We start from the raw sequence: 20,260 nt of genomic DNA, 5'->3' as shown, positions 1-20,260 counted from the left end.
GACCCACCCCCGCCCCCGTCGATCTAGGGCCTATCGTCGCGAGTTGATCTCCAGCGACGACGACAAGCCCTAGATCGACGGGGGCGCGTCGTACCGGGCGAAGAGCAGGATGATGGCCAACGCCACCAGTTGCAGGGCGGCGACGAGTGCGAACGCCCAGAGTGAGGCGGTGGCGGCGATGACGAGCCCGCCGACGAGGGCGCCACCGGCCATGCCGAGGCTGGTGAAACCGGAGAACAGACCGAGACCGAGGGCTCGGTTCTCGTCGTCCAGGCCACCGGCGGCGAGCATGGTCAAGGACGGGTACAGCGGCGAGAAGCCGACACCGATCAGCACCTGGGCAGCGGCGGCGGCCCAGAAGTTGGTGGCGAGGCCGAGGCCGGTCAGGCCGGCCGCGAGCGCGATCAGGGAGATCGCGGCGGCGCGGACCGGGCCGATCCGGTCGGGCAGGCTGGCAAGTGCGATGCGCGCCCCGATCACGCTGACGGAGAAGACCGCGAAGACCGACGCCGCGCCGGTGAGGCCGCCCGGCGCTACGCCCCGGGACGTCAGGTGGACGATGAGGAAGCCGAGCATGAGCCCTTCGCCGCACCAGGCTGCCGCGGCCACCACGCCGGGTACCCAGACCATCCGGAAGGCGCGCCAGCTCGCGGCGACGTTCCTGCGCGGGGTGGCCGCCGCTGTCTCGGACCGGGGCCGGCGCGGTAGGCCGGCGATGAGTGCGGCGGTGACGAGTTCGAGGGCGGCGCACAGGGCGAACACCGCGCTGGGCCCGACCGCCTGGTTCACGGCCACACCGACCTGTGGGCCGACGGCGAGCCCGAGCCACACGCTCAGGCCGAAGATGCTCAGCGCCTTGCCCCGTTGCGCGGCCGGTGCCATCGCGACCAGCCAGGCCATCACGAGGGTCATCGCGGCGGCGTTGCCGAGCCCGAACAGCAGCCGCGCCGGGCCGGCGCCCCACAGCGACGGCGCGAGCGCCAGCAGGAGCATGCCCAGCGCGGCGATCGCGCCACCGGCCAGCGCCACCGCCCGGTATCCGCGTCGGTCGCCGAGCATCCCGGCGACCGGCATCGCGATCGTCGAGGCGATCGAGCCGAGCGAGATGATCAGTCCGGAGAGCGTCGCGTCACCGCCCAGGACGCGTTCGACGTAGTCGGGGATGATCGGGGTGCTCGCGGAGTTGGTCATCGCGCCGAGCGTCGACGCGGCGAAGACGAGCCAGAAGGGTACGGTCCGGGTGATGTCGCGGGGTGGCGTCATGACGCCGTCGGTACCGGCGTGCACTCCAGGCTGAGCCAGAGCTCGAAGCAGTTGTTCCGGGACAGCGCGGTCACGCCGACCGAGGCGCGGCCCAGGCTGCCTATCTCGTCGCCGAACACCTCGCGGAAGAGGTCGCTCGCGCCGTTGGAGACCTCGTGCAGCCGGTCGAAGCCGGGCGGGCAGAGCACGAAGCAGAGCGCCCGGGACAGGCTCACCACGTCGTCGAGCGAGCCGAGCGCGTAGCGGATCAACCCCAGGGTGTGGATCGCGGTCAGCCGGGCCGCCTGGTAGCCCTCTTCCACGCTGACGTCGCGCCCGACCACTCCGGGATGCAGCCGTTCGCCGGCCCGGTTCTCGGGGGTGAGGCCGCTGAGTTCGAGCAGGTTGCCGATGCGGTGGAACGGCTTGAGCCGGCCGTAGCGCTGCCCGTACGGGGGGTTCGCGTAGTCGGGGATCGGCAGGCCGAGTTCCCGGACCCGCTGCTCGGCGCTGGCCACAAGCTCTCCCATTTTGTATCCGATAATAGCTATGGTGGATCCACTCTACCGAGAGGAGCGGGCCATGACGACCCCCGAGCAGCGGGTGGCAGAGCTGGGCCTGGTGATCCCCGACTACGCCGACCCGCCCTACGGTGAGCGGTACGGCGCGATGAAGCCGTTCCACCGCGCCGGCCACACGTTGACACTCAGCGGCATGACGCCTGAGGACCGGCAGGGCAACCGGGTGTTTCCGGGTCGCGTCGGTCTGGACGTCACCCCGGAGCAGGGCTACCAGGCGGCCCGCTACGCGGCAGTGAACGTGCTCGGGCTGATCCGCTACGCGGTCGGCTCGCTGGACGAGGTGGCCGCCTTCGTGCGTACGCTCTGCCTGGTCGTGGTGACCCCCGAGTTCAGCGATGTCAACCTCGTGGCCAACGGCGCTGCGGACCTCTTCGTGGAGGTCTTCGGCGACCGGGTGGGTCGGGCCACCTCGGCGAGCATGGGGGTGCTGAGCCTCTCCGGCGGAAATGTCTTCGAGATCCTCACCGTTGTCCAGACCCGGGAGTGACCGGCCTGCTCAGAAGGCCCGCACCAGGAGCACGAGACCGACCACCGTGCCGAAGGTGAGGATGACCGCGCGGAGCAGGCGGGACGAGAGCCGGCTGGCCAGTCGCGCGCCGAGGTAGCCGCCGATCATGGTGGCCGGCACCAGCACCGCCGTGGCGGCCCAGTTGACCGGGCCGAAGACGCTGTAGATCAGGATCGTGACCACGCCCACCGTGGCGGAGAGGACGTTCTTCAGTGCGCCGACCCGACGCAGCGACTCGTCGAGGACCAGTGCCAACCCGGCGACGAGCAGCACACCGAGCGCGGCGTTGAAGTAGCCGCCGTACAGGCCACCCAGGAAGACGGCCAGTTGCAGCGTGGCGCGGGCCCGGCGGGGCGAGTGGACCCGGGACTGGCCGGCCAGGCGGCGCAGCGGAGCCTGGAACGCCAGCATCGCGGTCGCGCCGAGCACCAGGAACGGCACCACGACGTCGAAGACCGCGCGCGGCGTGGACAGCAGCAGCGCGCTGCCGCAGAGGGCCCCGAGCACCGCCGCCGGAATGGCCTGCCGGACCCGTTGACCCTGACCGGTCAGGTCGGCGCGGCTGCCAAGGACGCTCGCGGCGTAGCCGGGTGCCACCGACAGCGCGTTGCTGACGTTCGCCGACACCGGTGGCAGGCCGATGCCGAGCAGTGCGGGGAAGGTGATCAGCGAGCCACCGCCGGCGACGGCGTTGACGAGACCGCCGGCGAGGCCGGCGACGAGCAGCAGGGCGGCCTGGGTCGGCGTCACAATTGCCCCTCGCGCATTGGATCCAATGTCATGTAGCATGGATACACTATCCGAGTTCGAGTGGCCACCCCGGCCCCTGGCCTCGGGCTGAACTGCCAGCTCTGCGACCTGTCGCTGCCCGGAGAGGAGCCCGATGGGCCACGAAAGCGTATCGACCTGGCACGTGCCCAATCCGACAGTGCTCGGCACCCGGCATGCCGTCTCCGCCGGGCACTATCTCGCCAGCTCGGCGGCGCTGGCGATCCTCGACGCCGGTGGCAATGCCGTCGACGCCGGCTGTTGCGCCGGGATGGCGCTGGCCGTACTGCACGCGGACGAGGTCAACTTCGCCGGAGTCGCCCCGATCATGATCCGGATGGCCGACGGGACCACGGTCAGCATCGACGGCCTCGGGGTGTGGCCGGCGGGGATACCCGCTGACCTCTTCCAGCGCGAACACGGTGGCACCATCCCGAGAGGGTTGCTGAGGACTGTCGTGCCCGCCGCCCCCGACGCGTGGATCACCGCGCTGCGCGACTACGGCACGATGTCCTTCGGCCAGGTCGCCGAGGCGGCGATCCGGCTCGCTCGGGACGGGTTCGCGGCGTTCCCGCTGCTTGTCGACGGGATCACCGCCCGCCAGCGCGGTTATCGCAACTGGCCGGCGAACGAGGCGATCTACCTGCCCGACGGCCGTCCGCCCCGGGTCGGGGAGCGGTTCGTCCAGACCGATCTCGCCCGCAGCATCCAGCTCATGGCCGACGCCGAGGCCGCCACCACCGGCGGCCGGGTGGCCGGCCTGGAGGCGGCTCGGGCGGTCTTCTACGAAGGCGAGTTGGCCGAGCGGATGGTGGCCTACCACCGGGAGCACGGCGGCTACCTGACCGCGGCGGACCTGGCCAACTTCCGCTGCCGCTACGAGCCGGTGCACGCCACCCGCTGGCGCGACTTCGAGGTGCTCACCTGCGGGGCCTGGTGCCAGGGCCCGACCCTGGCGCAGACCCTGCAGATCCTTGAGGCGTACGGGTTGGGCGGCCTGGCACACAACTCACCGGAGTACGTGCACCTGGTGGTCGAGGCGCTCAAGGGTGTCTTCAGCGACCGCGAGCACCTCTACGGCGACCCCGCCTTCGTCGACGTCGACATCGACCGGCTCCTCTCGGCCGCACACGCGGCGGCCCGGGCGGCGGGCATCGACCCGCTCCGCGCCCACCCGGGTCTGCCGGATCTCGTCTTCGGTGTCCCGCAGCCGCTGCCCGAACCCCAGGACTACGACGAGTTGCCGATCGTGGGGGAGGGGGCCACCTCGTACGTCTGCGTGGTCGACGCCTGGGGCAACGCCTTCTCGGCGACCCCCTCCGACGGCGCCTCCACCTCGCCGGTGATCCCGGGGACCGGATTCGTGCCGTCGTTGCGGGGCATGCAGTCGCGGCCCGACCCGGCGCATCCGTCCGGAGTCGCACCGGGCAAGCGGCCGCGACTCACCCCGAACCCGGCGATCGTGGTGCGGGACGACGGCTCGGTCATGCCCTTCGGCTGCCCCGGTGGCGACATGCAGGTGCAGGCGATGGTGCAGGTCTTCCTGAACGCGTTCCACTTCGGGATGCCGTTGCAGGAGGCGGTGAACGCCCCGCGCTTCTCCACCTGGAGCTTCCCCAACTCCTTCGCCCCCTTCGACTATCTGCCGTCGCGGCTCTTCCTGGAAGACCGGTTCGCGGCCGGCACCATCGAGGCGCTGCGGACCCGGGGGCACGACGTACGCACCTGGCCGGCCTTCACCCGGGACGCGGCGGCCGTCGAGGCGATCTACCGCAACGCCGGCACCGGCTTTCTGGAAGCGGCGGCCGACCCCCGCCAACCGGCGGCGGCGTACGTCTCCTGACCGGCGAACTCCGAGGAGGTCGACGTGAGCCCCGCACCCGCGTACGTGATCGTCGGGCAGATCCGCACCATGGACCCGGCGCGCCCGCTCGCCGAGGCGATGGCGGTGGCCGGGGAACGGATCCTCGCCGTGGGAACCCGGGCCGAGGTGCTCGCCGGTGCTCCCGCGCACGCCACGATCGAGGATCTCGGCGGGGCCACTGTCACTCCCGGCCTCATCGACACCCACCTGCACATGCAGCGCGGCGGTCTCAAGATCATTCATGATCTCGGTGCCGCCCACCACGACCTCGACCTGGTGATCGAGACCATGCGGGAGAAGGGCTTCGAGGCCGGCTGGGGGCCGCAGCCGCCGACCCTGGCCGACCGGACGGCGGCGCTGCGCCTGGTGCAGCCGCTGATGCACCAGCTCGGCTTCACCGGGATCATCGACCCGGCGGCGACCCACGACGAGTTGCGCGGCTACCAGGAGAGCTGGAGCCGAGGCGAGCTGACCATGCGGGTGGTCGCCATGCCGTACCCGGACGTGGGGGACTTTGCGCACCCGGAGGTGGAGCGGGCGATCGAACGGCTGCGCGGGGTCGGTCTGCGGACCGGGTTCGGCGACGACCGGCTGCGCATCGGCGGGATCAAGGTCTACTTCGACGGCGAGGCGATGAAGGGCGCGGCCCTGCGCCGCACACCCTGGCCGCACAACGGCTCAACCGGCGAGCAGCGGATACCGACAGCCGATTTCCAGCGCCTGCTGGACTTCTGTGCCACCGACGGCTGGTCGGTCGGGGTGCACGCGGTCGGCGGCGCCGGCATCGCCACGGTGCTCGACTGTTTCGCCGAGGCCGACCGCAAGCACCGTATCGCCGGGCGGCAGTGGCAGATCATCCACGGTTACCTGGAGGTCGAGCCGGAGTCGATGGCGCTCGCCGCCCGGCTCGGCGTCGTGCTGGCCGCGCAGCCCTCGATTCCCCTGCGCAACGCCGCCGGTCTGGTCGCCCGACTCGGGGCCGGGGCCGAACGGATGAACCCGCTGCGTTCCTGGCTGGACGCCGGAGTCCCGGTGGTGCTCGGCTCCGACGGCCCGTTCTTCCCGTTCGACCCGCGCGAGCTGATCTGGTCGGCGGTGACCCGGCGGGTCCGGGGCCGGGCGGAACCGCTCGCCCCCGAGGAGGCGATCACGGTGGCGGAGGCGTTCGCGGCGTACACGGTGACCGCCGCCGAGGCGGCCTTCGACGGCGACGGGCGTGGCCGGCTCACGCCCGGGCGACTGGCCGACTGGGTCGCGTTCGATCGGGACCCGCTGGCCGTGGCCCCCGACGACCTGCTCGCCCTGCGGGTGCTGCGCACCGTGGTCGGCGGTCGGACGGTCCATCAGGCGAGCGGATAGGGCCGACTCCAGGTGTTTACACGTCGGCAACAGGCATGGCAGGCTTCGGGATCCATAAAGCAATATCGTGGATCCAATCAGAGGCGCTTCGGTGGGAGGAAGACCGCATGACTCATCGGCCGCAACCCCGGGTTGCAGCGTACGTCGGAACAGCACCGGCGGAGCGGAGCAGAACACCATGGCGGTGAACGAGGCGGTCGCTACGCCGGCCGCCACCCGGCGGCCCCGGCGGCTCGCCGACGGCAGCGTTGCCGAGAAGCGCTGGCTGTTGTGGCCGCCGCTGATCTTCTTCCTGCTCACCGTCGCCGGACCCGTCGTCGCACTGATCCACCAGGCCACCTCGGGCGAGGAGAACGCGTTCGTCGAAGCCCTCAGCTCGGAGGTGTTCGTCGCCTCGGTGTGGCGCACGCTGCTGCTCGCGGCCGTGGTGACGGCGGCGACGGTGCTGGTCGGCACCGCCTACGCGCTCGCGATCGCGGTCGGCCCGGTGTGGGTCAAGGCGTTGCTGATGGGCGGCCTGCTGATCTCGCTCTGGACCTCGGTCATGGTACGCACCATCGGCTGGATGCTGCTCGAACTGCCCAGCGGCGCGCTCTTCTGGATGCTGGAGAAGCTGGGGTTGCGCTCCGAGCCGATTGAGCTCTACCAGACCACCCTCGGGATGTATCCGGCGATGATCGCCGTGATGCTGCCCTTCGCCGTGTTGCCGATCCTGGCAGCCGTCATCTCCTTCGACCGGGAGCAGCTCAACGCCGCCACGGTCTTCGGCGCGGGGCCGCTGCTCACCTTCGGTGCGGTCGTGCTGCCGACCATCCGGCAGGCCATGATCAGCGGCGGTGTGCTGGTGTTCGTGATGAGCCTGGGCTTCTACGTCACGCCCTTGCTGCTCGGCGGCCCGTCCAACATGACCATGTCCGGCATCATCAACGCCCAACTCAACACGGCCAACCGCGCCGACGTCGGCGCGGCGATGAGCCTGCTGCTGGTCGGCGGCACGGTGGCGATCTACCTGGTCGCCGACCGGCTGTTCAAGGTCAGCGAGAGGTGGGGTTGACATGACCGACTCCCCGTTGCGGCGCAGCATCGGCTGGTACCGAATGCCGATCCTGATCATCGCGCTGCTCACCAGCCTGGTGTTCTACCTGCCGTTCCTGGTGGTGGTGACTACCAGCTGGACCCAGACGTCGTTCATCATCTTCCCGCCCGAGGGCTTCTCGCTGCAGTCGTACACCGGGGTGCTCACCGACCAGGAATGGCGGGACGCGTTCAAGGTGTCCCTGCGCGTGGCGTCGGTCGGCACCGTGATCGCGGTGCTGCTGGGCACCCTCGGCGCGCTGGCGCTGACCCGGCTGCGCTCCCGGGCGGCGCGTAGCTGGATCCGCACCCTGTTCATCGTGCCGATGGCGATCCCACCCGTGGCGTACGCCGTCGGCCTGTACTCGGTGAGCGTGCAAGCCGAACTCCTGCAGGACAACCTGGCGCTGCTGATGCTCGGCGAGGCGCTGCTCGCCGTGCCGTACGTCTTCGTGATGGTCTCCTCCGGGCTGAGCCAGGCCGACCCGGCGCTCCGCCCGGTGGCCAGCACGCTCGGCGCGTCGTGGCCGCTGATCGTCTGGCGGGTCGACCTGCCGATGATCGTCGGTCACATGCTCGCCGGTGCGGTCTTCGCCTTCGCGGTGATCTTCGACGAGGTGGTCCTCTCGGTCTTCCTCACCCCGATCGGCGTCAAGACCCTCCCGCTGCAGATGCTCACCGCGTCGCAGGAGGAACTGTCGCCGCAGCTGACCGCCGCCTCCACCCTCGTCTCGATGCTCGCCGTCCTGCTGCTCGGCGGCTACAGCCTGTTCTCCAACCGCCGGACGGCACGCGCCCGGCGTCTCTCCCGAAAGGCCGCGACCGCATGAGCATCGCGTTGTCGATCCAGGACGTGCACGTCACCCTCGGCCACTTCGAGGTGCTCAAGGGGGTGAGCCTGGATGCCGAGCCCGGCACCTTCGTGACCCTGCTCGGCGCCAGCGGCAGCGGCAAGACCACGCTGCTCAACGTCATCGCCGGACTGCAACAGCTCGACCGGGGGCACGTGTTGTTCGACGGGCAGAACGTCGAGCGCCGGCCACCGCGCAAGCGCAAGGTCGGTGTGGTGTTCCAGTCGTACGCGTTGTTCCCGCACATGAGTGTGGGGGACAACGTCGCCTTCCCGCTGCGCGCGGCCCGCCGGCCCAGCGTCGAGCGGCGCAAGGTCGTCCAGGAGATGCTGGAGCTGGTCGATCTGGCCGGCATGGTCAACCGTGCCCCGGCGTCGCTTTCCGGCGGCCAACGGCAGCGGGTCGCGTTGGCCCGCGCGCTCGCCTCGGACCCGGGCATCCTGCTGCTCGACGAGCCGATGGCGGCGCTGGACAAGCAGTTGCGCGAGCGGATGCAGGTCGAGATCAAGCGGATCCAGCAGCAGGTAGGCATCACCACCGTGGCCGTGACGCACGACCAGGCCGAGGCGATGACGATGTCGGACCAGGTCGCGATCATGCATGAGGGCACACTGGTCCAGGTCGACTCGCCGGAGAACCTGTACCGCCGGCCGGTCAACGAGTACGTCGCCAGCTTCCTCGGCGAGGCGAACCTCTTCCCGGCCGACCGTGGCGGCCCGCTTGCGCTCGACGCGGCCGGTCAGGCGACCGGAACCGCGGTCATCCGGCCGGAGGATCTGGTGGTGCTCGCCCCCGACCAGCTCGGTGATCACTGGCGGGTGCCGGGCGTGGTCCGGCTGCTCAGCTTCCAGGGCAGTCGCTTCCGGCTGGAGGTGGTCACCGCCACCGGCCGCAGCGTGGTCTGCTCGTTGCCGCCGCACACCGACGCGAGCGCGCTGGTGCCCGGCAGTGAGGTGATCCTCGGGTGCGGGGCTCCGGACCGGGTCCATGTGATCCACCGAAGCGACGCGGGAGACGCCCTGGAGGTTGCCGCGTGACCGCGTCGGTGCTGCCGAGGCGGCACCGATGATCGAGACGGTTCTCGGTCCGGTCCAGGCTGCCGGCGTGGGGCGCGTCAACATGCATCAGCACCTGCTCAGCGACGCCACCGCCCTGTGTCGTCCCGGTGCCGAGCCGACTCCCACCGACGAGAAGGTGACCGTCTACAACCTCGGCTTCCTGCGCTGGAACGCGCTGGCGCTGGCCGACAACCTGCGGCTGGACAATCCACAGCTGGCCGTCACGGAACTTCGGCACGCCGCCGGCGCCATCGACCTGGTCGTCGAGGACACCAGCGTCGGCCTGGGACCGAACCATCCGGCCCTGCCGGCGATCTCCCGGGCCGCCGGGGTGCACGTCGCGGCGGCGTACGGCCTGTACGTGACGTCGACGCTGCCCGGCTGGGCGCGGGAACTCGACGAGGACGGGGTGTACGAACACCTGCTCGGCGCGTTGACCGACCGGATTCCCGGCGTCGACTACCGGGCGGCGCTGCTCGGGATCATGGGCACCACGGCCGGGTTCCCGAGCGTCGAACGCGCCCGGCTACGGGGCGCGGCGGCCGCGGCCGGGCAGAGCGGGGCCAGCGTGAGTGTCCGGCTCGACGGAGAGGCCCGCACCGGAGTCGAGGTGGTGGCCGAGTTGGTGGGTGCCGGGCTGCCGGCCGACCGGATCCTGCTCACCAACGCCGACGAGTACCTCGACGCCGCCTACTGGCACGACCTGCTCGACGCCGGCGTGACGCTGGAGATGTGCTTCGGCACCGAGATGCAGCATGTCGGGCGGATGCGGAATCCGTCCGACGGGCAGCGGTTGGACTTCTTCGAGTCGTTCCTCGCCGCCCGCCCCGACGGCCGATGGGTGCTCGGTGGCTCGGTCTGGACCAAGTCCCAACTGCGTCGCTACGGCGGCGAGGGATACGACCATCTGACCACCCGGGTGCTGCCGGAGTTGATCCGCCGGGGGGTGGCTGCCGACCGGTTGGCGGCCATGGTGACCCGTGAGCCGCTGCGTCTGCTGGACCGCCCGCCCCACCCGCTGACCACCACACCGGTCGAGGAGACCTCATGACGCGCGCCGAGTTGCCCGCCCTCGCCCCCAGCCAGGCGCTGTTCATCGACGGTGCCTGGCAGCCGGGCGGTGAGTTGTTCGCGGTGATCGACCCGGCCACCGAGGAGGTGCTCACCCAGGTGGTGCAGGCCACCGCGCGCGACGTCGACGCGGCCGTGCGCGCGGCCCGGCAGAGCCTGGACGAGCGGCGCTGGGTGGGACTGCCGCCGCTGGAGCGCACCCGGATCCTGCACCGGGTAGCGGACCTGATCGAGGCGGAGCTGGAGGAGCTCGCGGTGCTGGAGACCCGCGACAACGGCAAGCCGATCGAGCGCTCCCGGGCCGACGTGGCCACCGCCGCGCGTACCTTCCGGCACTTCGCCGGTGCGCCGAGCCGGTTGCTGGGTACGACGGTCCCGATCGACTCCGGTGCCCATCACGTGTACACCACCCTGGAGCCGGTGGGCGTGGCCGCGCTCATCCTGCCGTGGAACTTTCCGATCATGACCGGGGCCTTCAAGATCGCTCCGGCGTTGGCGGCGGGTTGTTCGGTGGTGGTCAAACCGGCCGAGCAGACGCCGTTGACGATGCTCCGGCTGGCCGATCTGATCAGTGCCGCCGGTGTTCCCGCCGGGGTGCTCAACGTGCTGACCGGTGATGGTCGGGTGGGGGCCGCCCTGGTCGATCATCCGGGCGTCGACAAGATCTCCTTCACCGGTAGTACGGCGGTCGGCCGGCTGGTCGGGGCGGCCGCCGCGCGGCGGTTCGCGCGGGTCACCCTGGAACTCGGCGGCAAGAGTGCCAACATCGTGTTCGCCGACGCCGACCTGGACGCCGCCGTCAGCACCGCGATCCGGGCATCCTTCGGACATTCCGGGCAGATGTGTACGGCTGGCAGCCGGCTGCTGGTCGAGCGGACCATCCTGGCGGAGTTCACCGACCGGCTGGCGGAGGCTGCCGCCCGGGTGCCGATGGGCGACGGGCTGGCCGGCGGCATCTCGGTCGGGCCGCTGGTCTCGGCGGAACAGCGAGAGCGGGTCCTCGGTTACATCGCCCAGGGACGGGCCGAGGGTGCCGAGCTGATCGTCGGCGGTGCGGCGCCGGGCGGCGGTGGTTTCTACGTCGCGCCCACCGTCTTCACCGGCGTGCACAACGACATGGTCATCGCGCGGGAGGAGATCTTCGGGCCGGTGGTCGGAGTGCTGGGCTTCGAGGACGAGGCGGAGGCGGTGCGGATCGCCAACGACTCGACGTACGGGCTGTCGGCAGGGATCTGGACCACGGATCTGAGCCGGGCGCACCGGGTCGCGGCCCGGTTGACCGTGGGGACGGTCTGGGTCAACACCTACAACGTGTTCGATCCCGCGCTCTCCTTCGGCGGTCGCAAGGAGTCCGGCGTTGGTCGTGATCTCGGTGACGAGGCGCTGCGCAGTTATCTGGAGCCGAAGGCGACTGTCGTCAGCCTGTAAATCGGATCCAATCTTAGGGAGAGGGCATCCATGTCCTGGCGAGTGTGGCGAATCATGACGTACACTGGGATCCAGATTAGAGATTTTTGGATCCAAACTCCGGAGTGGGGGAGCGGTCGACGGTGGACCTCTCGGTGAACGCTGGCCACACGGACGTCGGCCGGCTCGATGCCCTCGCCCGACCCGTGGACGTCGCCCTGGAACGGGCACAGACGGTCGGTGTGCGGCACGCACACCACCTCAACTCCGCGGGGTCCGCGTTGCCGACGGTCGCGGTGGTCGACGAGGTCATCGCCCACCTGCGGCGCGAGCAGAGCGAGGGCGGCTACGAGGCCGCCGCGGCGGTCGCCGGGCGGGTCGAGGAGCTGTACGCCACGGCGGCACGCCTGCTCGGCGCCCGGCCCGAGGAGATCGCCCTCTCCGACAGCGCGAGCACCGGGCTGCGCCTGATCGTCGACGCGCTGCGGGTGGACGCGACCTCCCGCATCCTGGTGAGCCGCTCGACCTACGTCAGCCATGCCCTGCATCTGCTCAGCCTGGCCCACGAGACCGGCGCCGAACTCATCGTGCTGCCCAGCGCCGCCGACGGCGGCGTCGATCTCGACGAACTCGCCCGCCAGCTCACCGGCGGGCCGCGCGACATCGTCTGCGTCGCCCAGGTGCCGACCTCGTCGGGGCTGGTCGAGCCGGTCCGGGAGATCGGCGTACTGACCCGTGAATCCGGTGCGCTCTATCTTCTCGACGCCACCCAGTCCGTCGGCCACCTGCGGGTCGACGTCGACGAGATCGGCTGTGACGCCCTGGTGACGACCGGACGCAAGTTCCTGCGGGCCCCCCGCGGCACCGGGCTCGCCTACCTGCGCGGCAGCTTTCTCGAACGGCTCGCACCCGTCGCGCCGGACGTGCGCGGTGCGATCTGGACCGGGGCGCGGGAGTGGAGCCTGTCGCCCACGGCACGGCGCTTCGAGACCTGGGAGTCCTCGGTAGCCGGCCGGCTCGGCCTGGCGGTGGCGTTGAATCAACTGCTCGACCGGGGCATCGACGCCACCGAGGCGTACCTGACCTCGACCGGTGCCCTGTTGCGCCACGGGCTCGCCGCCATCGACCGGGTCACCGTCCAGGATCCGCCGGCCAGCCGGTCGGGCCTCGTCACGTTCACCATCGACGGGATCAGCAGCGAGACGGTCACCCGACGGCTGGCCGTACGCGGCGTGCGTACCGTGTCGGTGCCGGCCAGCCACGGCCAGTGGGATCTCGGCCTGCGGGGCGTACCGGCGGTCGTCCGCGCCTCGGTCCACGTCTACAACAACGACGCCGACCATGACGCGCTGCTGGGCGCGGTCGCCGAGATCGCTCGGGAAACCGGCCGATGACCGGCCACCCCGAGGTCGACGTCCTGGTGGTCGGGCTCGGCATCCACGGCTCGGCGGCCAGCTACGAGCTGGCCCTGCGTGGAGCGAGCGTGGTGGCGATCGACGGGTTCCCCGAGGGCCACCACCGAGGGTCGTCCCACGGGCGTACCCGGATGATCCGGCGGGCCTACCCCAACCCGGTCTGGAACGACCTGGTCGCCCGCGCCTTCGCCGGGTGGCGGCGCTGGGAGGAGGCCAGCGGCGAGACGCTGCTGCACCGCACCGGCGGCCTCTACGCCCACCGTGGCGCGTCCCAGCTCCAGGGGCCCGGGTGCGAGGTCGTCGCCGACCGCGACCGGATGCGGGAGCTGATGCCCTCCTTCACCGTGCCGGACGGTTACCGGGCGGTGTTCGATCCGGCCGCCGGGGTCGTCGAGGCCGAGACCGCGCTGGCCGTCGCCCGCGCCGGGGCCCGCGCCGCCGGGGCCGAGCTGGCCTTCTCCGAACGCCTGCTGAGTTGGCGTACGGACGGCGACGGCTGCCTGGTGGAGACCTCGGCCCGCCGGATCCGCACCCGGTCGTTGGTGTTGGCCACCGGTGCCTGGGTCGGCCAGCTCGTGCCCGAACTGGCCGACCTGTTCGAGGTGTGGCGGATCGTCACCGTCACGCTCCGGGCCGGCCAGCGGATCGCCGAGCCGCCGGCGCTCGGGGCCTTCTCGGTGGACCGGCCCGAGGGGCTGGTCTTCGGCATTCCCGACGCGGCCGGCAACGGCTTCAAGGCCGGCGTCGACGCCGGCGAGATCTGGAATCCGGATCACCCGGCCACGCCACCGACCGACGATGAGGTCAGCGAACTGTGCCGGCTGATGGCTGAGTACGTTCCCGGCGCCGCGACGGACCCGCGGCGGGACGTGGTCGAGGCCGTCGCCTGCCTCTACACGATGACCCGGGACCGGCGTTTCGTGCTCGGCCGGTTGCCCTGGGCACCGGCGGTGGTGGTCGCCGCGGCCTGCTCCGGACACGGCTTCAAGTTCGGACCGGCGATCGGCGCGGCCATCGCCGACCTGTGTCGCGGCGACGAGCGTCGCGACCTCGACTTCATCGGCGTCGAACGCCGGCTCCACACGTGATGTCCACGCCACCCCGGGGAGATGCCATGACCACCGCAGTGAACTGGAACGACCCACTCACCGAAGCCGAGATCGCCGAGGTCGTCGCGCTTGTCGGCGCCGATCCGCGGATCGGGAAGCGACCGCGCTACTGGGGCATCGCGGTCGAGGAGGGACTGGCCCGGGCCCTGGCGCCGGGGCAGGGTCGGCCGGTCCGGCTGGTGGTGATGAATCCCGACGAGCACGCCGCCTGGGAGGTTGCTGCCTGGACCTCAGGCACCGACCGGCAGGCGTCGCTCGTCTCGTGGACGCCCGTCGACTCCCGCCGGCCCGGTGTCTCCAGCGAGGAGGCGCGGACGGTCGCGCAGGCGTGCCGGGACGACGCCGCGTTCCAGGCCGCGCTGGCCAAGCGGGGCATCACCGACGTCTCGCTGGTCTGGGTCGACCCCGAGTCGATCACCGGGTTCGAGCCCGAAGACCTCAGTGATCGCCGGTTGTCCTGGGGCACCGTCTGGCACCGGGTCAGCGAGGACGACAACGGGTACGCGCGCCCGGTGGCCGGCCTGGTGCCCATCATCGACCTGGAGACCCTCGAGGTGGTCCGGATCGAGGACCACGGTGTGCTGCCGATGGCGACCGAGACGGGCAACTACCGTTCCGGCACGTGGGGGCCGGACCGGCAGGTCGCCCCGCTGGAGATCATTCAGCCGGAGGGGCCGGGCTTCGCCATCGACGGGCAGGTGGTCACCTGGCAGAACTGGTCGTTCCGGGTCGGCTTCACCCACCGCGAGGGCCTGGTGCTGCACGACGTCACCTACCACGACGGCGACGAGTCGCGGCCGGTGCTGCGGCGGGCGGCGGTCAGCGAGATGTACGTGCCGTACCTGGACAGCGACCCGACCGCGTACCGCAAGAACTTCTTCGACTGGGGCGAGTACGGCGCCGGGCCGCTCACCGCGTCGCTGGAGCTGGGCTGCGACTGCCTGGGTGAGATCCGCTACTTCGACGCGGCCGTGCTCAACGGTCACGGCCAGGCCCGGACCATCAAGAACGCGATCTGCCTGCACGAGGAGGACTTCTCGATCCTCTGGAAGCACGTCAACACCCGCACCGGCGAGGCGGACGTGCGGCGCAGCCGACGGCTGGTGATCTCGTTCTTCGCCACCGTGGCCAACTACGACTACGGCTTCTACTGGTCCTTCTACCAGGACGGCATGATCGATCTGGAGATCAAGCTGACCGGTGTCATGTCGGTCTCCGGCATCGACGACGGCCAGACCCCGCGTTACGGTCGCCTGGTCGCGCCGAACGTGCAGGCCCCCAACCACCAGCACTACTTCGGGCTGCGGCTGGACATGGGCGTGGACGGCCCGGTCAACCGGCTCTACGAGATCCACGCCGAGGTCGAGGAGGACGAGGAACTCAACCCGTACGGCAACGCCTGCCGGATGGTGCGTACCCCGATCACCACCGAGGCGCAGGCGGCCCGCAACACCAACCCGGCGAAAGCCACGCACTGGCTGGTCGAGAGCAGCACCCGGACCAACCGCTACGGCGACCAGACCGGCTACCGGCTCACCCTGCCGAACACCGCGCGGCTGTTCGCCAAGCCGGGCAGCGTGGTGGAACGGAAGGCGCCCTTCGTGGCCAAGCAGCTCTGGGCCACCCCGTACGACCCGGCGCAGCGGTTCATCGCCGGTGAGTACCCGAACCAGGCGCCGCTCGGCGAGGACGGCATCACGGCCTGGCAGCAGGCGGACCGCTCACTCGACGGCGCGGAACTCGTGCTCTGGCCGGTGGTCGGCGTGCACCACGATCCGCGCCCCGAGGAGTGGCCGATCATGGCGGTGCACCGGATCGGCATGCGCCTGGAGCCGGACGGTTTCTTCGACCGGAACCCGTCGCTGGACCTGCCGGCCCCGCGTCGGCATGCCGCGGGCACCGACGACACCTGCTGCCACTAGGCGCAGCGGCATGGATCAGGTGTGGTCGGTGACCGGTCCGATCGGCCCGGACGACCTCGGGTTGACCCTCCCGCACGAGCACGTCTTCGCCAACCTGACCCCGACCGAGTCGCGGGACGGGTTCATGACGGTGTGGGAGGAGCGGGAGCGCGACATCCGACGCTTCGTCGAACGCGGCGGGCGGACCCTCTGGGATGTCACGAACGGCGAGCTGAGCGACTACGCCGCCCCGATCTACTACGACCGGGACCCGGCCCACCAGGTGCAGAACCCGGTGACCGGGTCTCGCTCGGTCGCCAACGTGCTGGCCACGAAGGAGATGGCCGAGCGGACCGGCGTCAACATCATCCTCGGCACCGGGCACTACTTCGAGGCGTACCTCGATCAGGACTGGTGGGAGCGCAACAGCGTCAACCAGATCGCCGACTACCTGGTCGCGGACCTGCTCGACGAGATCCCCGGCACCGGGGTGCGTGCCGGTCTGCTCGGCGAGATCGCCTCCGACCGGCCGAAGATCACCGCGAACGAGGAACGCTCGTTCCGGGCCGCCGGCCGGGCCGCCGTCGAGACCGGTGTGCTGGTGAGCACGCACGCACCCACCTTCCCGACCGGGGAGGCACAGATCGACATCCTGACCGCCGAGGGCGTCGACCCGGAGCGGATCGTGATCGGCCACACCGACACCGTCAAGGATGTGCGGTACTCGATCGACCTGCTCAACCGGGGCGTCTACATCCAGTACGACTGCATGATGGCCTGCAAGGTCGGCGGGCAGGTGGCGGTCGCGGAGCTGCGCCGCCGGGTCGACTACCTCAAGCACCTCGTCGACCGCGGCTTCGCCGCGAAGATCCTGCTGTCGCAGGACGTCAGCCAGCGGTCCCACCAGGCCGAGTTCGGTGGGCCGGGGATGTGTTTCCTCTTCGAGGAGTTCGCCGAGTACGCGGTCGCGGCGGGCATCGAGCCCGAGGTGCTGACCATGATGACCGTCGACAATCCCCGCCGGGCCATGTTCGGCCGTTGAATCCGGTGGCCGGGACGCGGTGGGGCGTCCCGGCCACCGCTCAGCCGGCTGTCGGTTTGCCGGCGGCGAGCCAGCCGAAGACCTGATCGCTGGTGACCAGCGCGTCGCGCTGAAGGTATTCGATGGCGCGCAGCGCGGCGTCGTGGGCCGCACGGGACGAACCGCCGATGCAGTCGGTCAGCACCCGGACGCGATAGTCGTGCTGGTGGGCGTCGACGGCGGTGTAGTGGATGCAGACGTCGGTCAGCCCACCAATGAGCAGCACGGTCTCGGCCTTGTACGCCTTGAGCACGATCTCCAGCTCGGTGCCGAAGAACGCCGAGTAGCGCCGCTTGCGGATCAGGAACTCCTCGGGACGCGGCCGTACCCACGGCGCGAGTTCCGTCTCGGGCCAGCCCTCGACGCAGTGCGGGCCCTCGGCGCCGTCCAGCTCGCGGCCGATGTCGACGAGGCTCGGCTTGTGGACCTCCTGGATGAACACGACAGGCACGTCGTGTTCCCGGCAGGCGTCGATGAGTCGTTCCACCCGGTCGGCGCGTTCCCGGCGTCCGCCCATCTGGGCGATCTCGGAGCGGGACTCCTCGTCGGGCACCGGGCCGCCCTGGATGTCGACCACGATGAGTACGGCGTTGCCCACGATCGCGGGCGGGGTCGGCGTCGTCACGACTTGTACACCACGTAGACCTTGCGCAGCGTCTCGTGGACCGTCCACGTGCCGCACCAGCCGATCGGGAAGTACGCGCTGGTGCCGGCGGTCACCTCGACCGGCTCCTCGCCGTCGCGCTGCACGGTCATCCGTCCGGAGATGACGTGGATGATCTCGCCGCGGGTGAGGAACTCCCAGCGCGAGGTGCCCGGGTCGCTCTCCCAGATGCCCGAGATCACGGTACGCGCCTCGTTGCTGAACTCGACCCGGCTGCGCACCATGATCTCGCCGCTCAGGGGCTGGGCGCTCGGCGGCCCCAGCGGTTTCTCCTCGAGACCGCTGGCCGTGCTGGGGACGATGGTGAGCGTCATCCGACCTCCTTGGGTGCTGGGAAACCCAAGGCTAACTCAGTGGATGCCATTCGGGCTAGATTGGATACAAGTCCGGTCTAGCCGCGGAAGACGGTGGAGGAGCGGAGTTCGTACCAGCGGGCCAACTGCTCGCCGGCCTTGATCACGTGCTGGCGCATCTGGTCGGCGGCCTGCGCGACGTCGCCCTCGGCGAGAGCCTGCAGGATCCGCTCGTGCTCGTGGAAGTTCTCGTCGCGGTGTCGGGCGTCGTTGACGACCAGCTGAGCGGACACGTTGCGCGGGAAGGTCTCGTTGATGTCGTTGATCGCCTTGCTCAGTCGGGCGTTACCCGAGATGCTCGCGATCAGCGTGTGGAAGAGGTCGTTGCTGCGGCGGTGATCGTGCTGGGCCGGCACGGTGCTTGCGCCCTGCGCCATCGAGTGGTCGTACATCTCCTGGTTGGCGGTCCGCAACTGCTCGATCTGGTCGCGGGTGATCCGCCGGACCGCGCGGGCGGCGGCCAGCGCCTCCAGTTCCGCCCGCACCTCGTACGCCTCGCGGACGTCCCAGGGCGCCGGCACGCTGACCACGGCACCCTTGTTGGGCAGCACTTCGATCAGCCCGCTGGTCTGCAACTGGCGCAGCGCCTCGCGTACCGGCGTGCGGGAGACGCCGAAGTTGCTCGCCAACTCGGCCTGGCGCAACTGGGCGCCGATCGGGATCTCCCCGGTCATGATGCGGTTGCGGATCTGCTCGGCGAGGTCATCGACGAGTGCCGCGCCCGTCTTGCGGGGGGCCGCCAGGTCCTCGGACTCGATGGTCACGCGGCCACTCTCCTTTTCGATCGACGGGTGGGTTCCGGGTCGGCATGGCGGCTGAGGTGCGGCGCAACACCGCCGAATGCCCCGTCGGCCACCAAAACTGCCCGTTGAGCCACACCACGATACCAGGGCGGCTGTTGCGTGGACCCACTTGGGGCTAACGTGGGTATGTTCCCTTCCCATCAGGATCCTAAGACCCTAAGATTGGATCCAATGAGGGGAGGATCGTGTCTGTGGAGCTACCCTTCGTCGTCCGTGCGCTCCGGCTGGAGGCGGTCGACGTGATGTCGGTCGAACTCGTCCCGGAAGACGCCGGCGCGGTGATCCCGGACTGGGGGCCGGGGGCGCACGTCGACCTGACCGTCGGCGACGGATCGACCCGGCAATATTCGCTGTGCGGGGTGCCCGGGGCATCGACGTGGCGGATCGCGGTCCTGCGTGAGTCGGCAGGGCGTGGCGGCTCGGCGTGGGTGCACGATCAGTTGCGCCCCGGGCACACGGTCCGGCTGCGTGGTCCGCGTAACCACTTCGCGCTGGAACCCGCGCCCGGCTACCTCTTCCTGGCCGGCGGCATCGGCATCACCCCGCTGCTGCCGATGCTGGCCGAGGCGGTTCGGCGCGACGTCGCCGGGCAACTGCACTACTTCGGGCGGTCCCGGCGGCAGATGGCCTTCCTCGACCAGCTCACGCCCTACGGCGACCGGGTCCGGGTGCATCCGGAGACCGACGGGCCCCAGCCGGCACTGCGGACGTTGCTCGTCGGGCTGGCGCCCGAAACGCTGATCTACGCCTGCGGTCCGGCCGGGATGCTGGACGCGCTCCGGGCGGCCGCGGCCGAGGCCGGCTGCCTCGACCGGCTTCGGACCGAGTTGTTCGCCGCGCCGGTGGCGGCGCAGCCGCAGCCCGGCGGCGCGTTCACCGTACGGCTCGAACAGCGCGGCCTGGAGCTGCCGGTGCCGGCCGACCGCTCCGTGTTGGACGTCCTCCTCGACGCCGGCGTCGAGATCGTCAACGACTGCCAGGAGGGGATCTGCGGCAGTTGCGAGACCCGGGTGCTCGCCGGGGCAATCGACCACCGCGACCACATCCTCACCCCTCAGGAGCGGTCGGCGGGCGACTGCATGATGGTCTGCGTCTCGCGGGCCGTCGGCGACCGTCTGGTGCTGGACCTATGAGTGTTCCCGAACCGCGGA

Annotated in this window: 19 protein-coding genes; 13 read left to right on the top strand and 6 right to left on the bottom strand. The window is 70.7% G+C overall.

The features are described 5' to 3' along the window. Window positions 1-69: 69 nt before the first annotated feature. Both C1I93_RS07180 and C1I93_RS07175 read right to left on the bottom strand, forming a co-directional pair. A complete protein-coding gene (locus C1I93_RS07180) occupies window positions 70-1,263 on the bottom strand; it encodes an MFS transporter (RefSeq protein WP_146603455.1) in 1,194 nt (397 codons plus the stop codon). Further along, window positions 1,260-1,772: a RidA family protein gene (locus tag C1I93_RS07175; RefSeq protein WP_111242441.1), complete on the bottom strand. Its 513-nt coding sequence runs from the start codon at window positions 1,770-1,772 to the stop codon at window positions 1,260-1,262. The genes C1I93_RS07180 and C1I93_RS07175 overlap by 4 nt, the downstream gene beginning before the upstream one ends. 52 nt (window positions 1,773-1,824) lie before the next feature. Between C1I93_RS07175 and C1I93_RS07170 the strand changes: the two genes are divergently transcribed. Then, the gene (locus C1I93_RS07170; protein WP_111242447.1) at window positions 1,825-2,310 is read left to right on the top strand and encodes a RidA family protein; all 486 of its coding nucleotides are present in this window, start codon (window positions 1,825-1,827) and stop codon (window positions 2,308-2,310) included. Between the two features lie 9 nt (window positions 2,311-2,319). Here C1I93_RS07170 and C1I93_RS07165 read toward each other — a convergent pair whose 3' ends face one another. After that, a complete protein-coding gene (locus C1I93_RS07165) occupies window positions 2,320-3,081 on the bottom strand; it encodes a sulfite exporter TauE/SafE family protein (protein WP_111242440.1) in 762 nt (253 codons plus the stop codon). A gap of 133 nt (window positions 3,082-3,214) precedes the next feature. Between C1I93_RS07165 and C1I93_RS07160 the strand changes: the two genes are divergently transcribed. From C1I93_RS07160 to C1I93_RS07110, 11 genes are all read left to right on the top strand, one after another. Then, a complete protein-coding gene (locus C1I93_RS07160) occupies window positions 3,215-4,942 on the top strand; it encodes a gamma-glutamyltransferase family protein (RefSeq protein ID WP_111242439.1) in 1,728 nt (575 codons plus the stop codon). A 24-nt stretch (window positions 4,943-4,966) separates the two neighbouring features. Continuing rightward, a complete protein-coding gene (locus tag C1I93_RS07155) occupies window positions 4,967-6,322 on the top strand; it encodes an amidohydrolase (protein ID WP_119663570.1) in 1,356 nt (451 codons plus the stop codon). A 178-nt stretch (window positions 6,323-6,500) separates the two neighbouring features. Further along, window positions 6,501-7,376, top strand: coding sequence for an ABC transporter permease (locus tag C1I93_RS07150; protein ID WP_111242437.1), 876 nt, complete (start codon window positions 6,501-6,503; stop codon window positions 7,374-7,376). Window position 7,377: 1 nt separating this feature from the next. Further along, window positions 7,378-8,226 (top strand): ABC transporter permease, encoded by an 849-nt coding sequence (locus C1I93_RS07145; RefSeq protein ID WP_111242436.1) that lies wholly within the window; start codon window positions 7,378-7,380, stop codon window positions 8,224-8,226. Then, window positions 8,223-9,284 (top strand): ABC transporter ATP-binding protein, encoded by a 1,062-nt coding sequence (locus C1I93_RS07140; protein ID WP_111242435.1) that lies wholly within the window; start codon window positions 8,223-8,225, stop codon window positions 9,282-9,284. The genes C1I93_RS07145 and C1I93_RS07140 overlap by 4 nt, the downstream gene beginning before the upstream one ends. 28 nt (window positions 9,285-9,312) lie before the next feature. Beyond that, complete coding sequence (locus C1I93_RS07135; RefSeq protein ID WP_111242446.1) at window positions 9,313-10,356, top strand: phosphotriesterase family protein; 1,044 nt, start codon at window positions 9,313-9,315, stop codon at window positions 10,354-10,356. Continuing rightward, window positions 10,353-11,804: an aldehyde dehydrogenase family protein gene (locus C1I93_RS07130; protein WP_111242434.1), complete on the top strand. Its 1,452-nt coding sequence runs from the start codon at window positions 10,353-10,355 to the stop codon at window positions 11,802-11,804. Before C1I93_RS07135 ends, C1I93_RS07130 begins: the two co-directional genes overlap by 4 nt. Window positions 11,805-11,938: 134 nt before the next feature. Further along, a complete protein-coding gene (locus C1I93_RS07125; RefSeq protein ID WP_181445053.1) occupies window positions 11,939-13,177 on the top strand; it encodes an aminotransferase class V-fold PLP-dependent enzyme in 1,239 nt (412 codons plus the stop codon). Then, the gene (locus tag C1I93_RS07120; protein WP_111242432.1) at window positions 13,174-14,286 is read left to right on the top strand and encodes an FAD-dependent oxidoreductase; all 1,113 of its coding nucleotides are present in this window, start codon (window positions 13,174-13,176) and stop codon (window positions 14,284-14,286) included. Before C1I93_RS07125 ends, C1I93_RS07120 begins: the two co-directional genes overlap by 4 nt. 26 nt (window positions 14,287-14,312) lie before the next feature. Continuing rightward, window positions 14,313-16,229, top strand: coding sequence for a primary-amine oxidase (locus C1I93_RS07115; protein WP_212808428.1), 1,917 nt, complete (start codon window positions 14,313-14,315; stop codon window positions 16,227-16,229). A gap of 28 nt (window positions 16,230-16,257) precedes the next feature. Then, entirely contained in the window at window positions 16,258-17,250 is a 993-nt protein-coding gene (locus C1I93_RS07110) for a phosphotriesterase family protein (protein WP_181445052.1), read from the top strand. Window positions 17,251-17,290: 40 nt separating this feature from the next. On the opposite strand, the gene C1I93_RS07105 is transcribed toward C1I93_RS07110, so the two are convergent. From C1I93_RS07105 to C1I93_RS07095, 3 genes are all read right to left on the bottom strand, one after another. Further along, window positions 17,291-17,914: a cysteine hydrolase family protein gene (locus C1I93_RS07105; protein WP_111242429.1), complete on the bottom strand. Its 624-nt coding sequence runs from the start codon at window positions 17,912-17,914 to the stop codon at window positions 17,291-17,293. Then, window positions 17,911-18,267, bottom strand: coding sequence for a cupin domain-containing protein (locus C1I93_RS07100; protein ID WP_111242428.1), 357 nt, complete (start codon window positions 18,265-18,267; stop codon window positions 17,911-17,913). Before C1I93_RS07100 ends, C1I93_RS07105 begins: the two co-directional genes overlap by 4 nt. Window positions 18,268-18,344: 77 nt before the next feature. Then, a complete protein-coding gene (locus C1I93_RS07095; RefSeq protein ID WP_212808429.1) occupies window positions 18,345-19,070 on the bottom strand; it encodes a GntR family transcriptional regulator in 726 nt (241 codons plus the stop codon). Between the two features lie 230 nt (window positions 19,071-19,300). Here C1I93_RS07095 and C1I93_RS07090 point away from each other — a divergent pair, with 230 nt between their 5' ends. Continuing rightward, window positions 19,301-20,242 carry a PDR/VanB family oxidoreductase gene (locus tag C1I93_RS07090; RefSeq protein WP_223256154.1) on the top strand — a complete coding sequence of 314 codons (942 nt, stop codon included), beginning with the start codon at window positions 19,301-19,303 and terminating at the stop codon, window positions 20,240-20,242. The last annotated feature ends 18 nt before the right edge of the window (window positions 20,243-20,260 follow it).

Source organism: Micromonospora endophytica, assembly GCF_003236305.1.
Lineage (GTDB): Bacteria > Actinomycetota > Actinomycetes > Mycobacteriales > Micromonosporaceae > Micromonospora > Micromonospora endophytica.
This window is presented reverse-complemented; position numbering and strand designations above follow the sequence as displayed.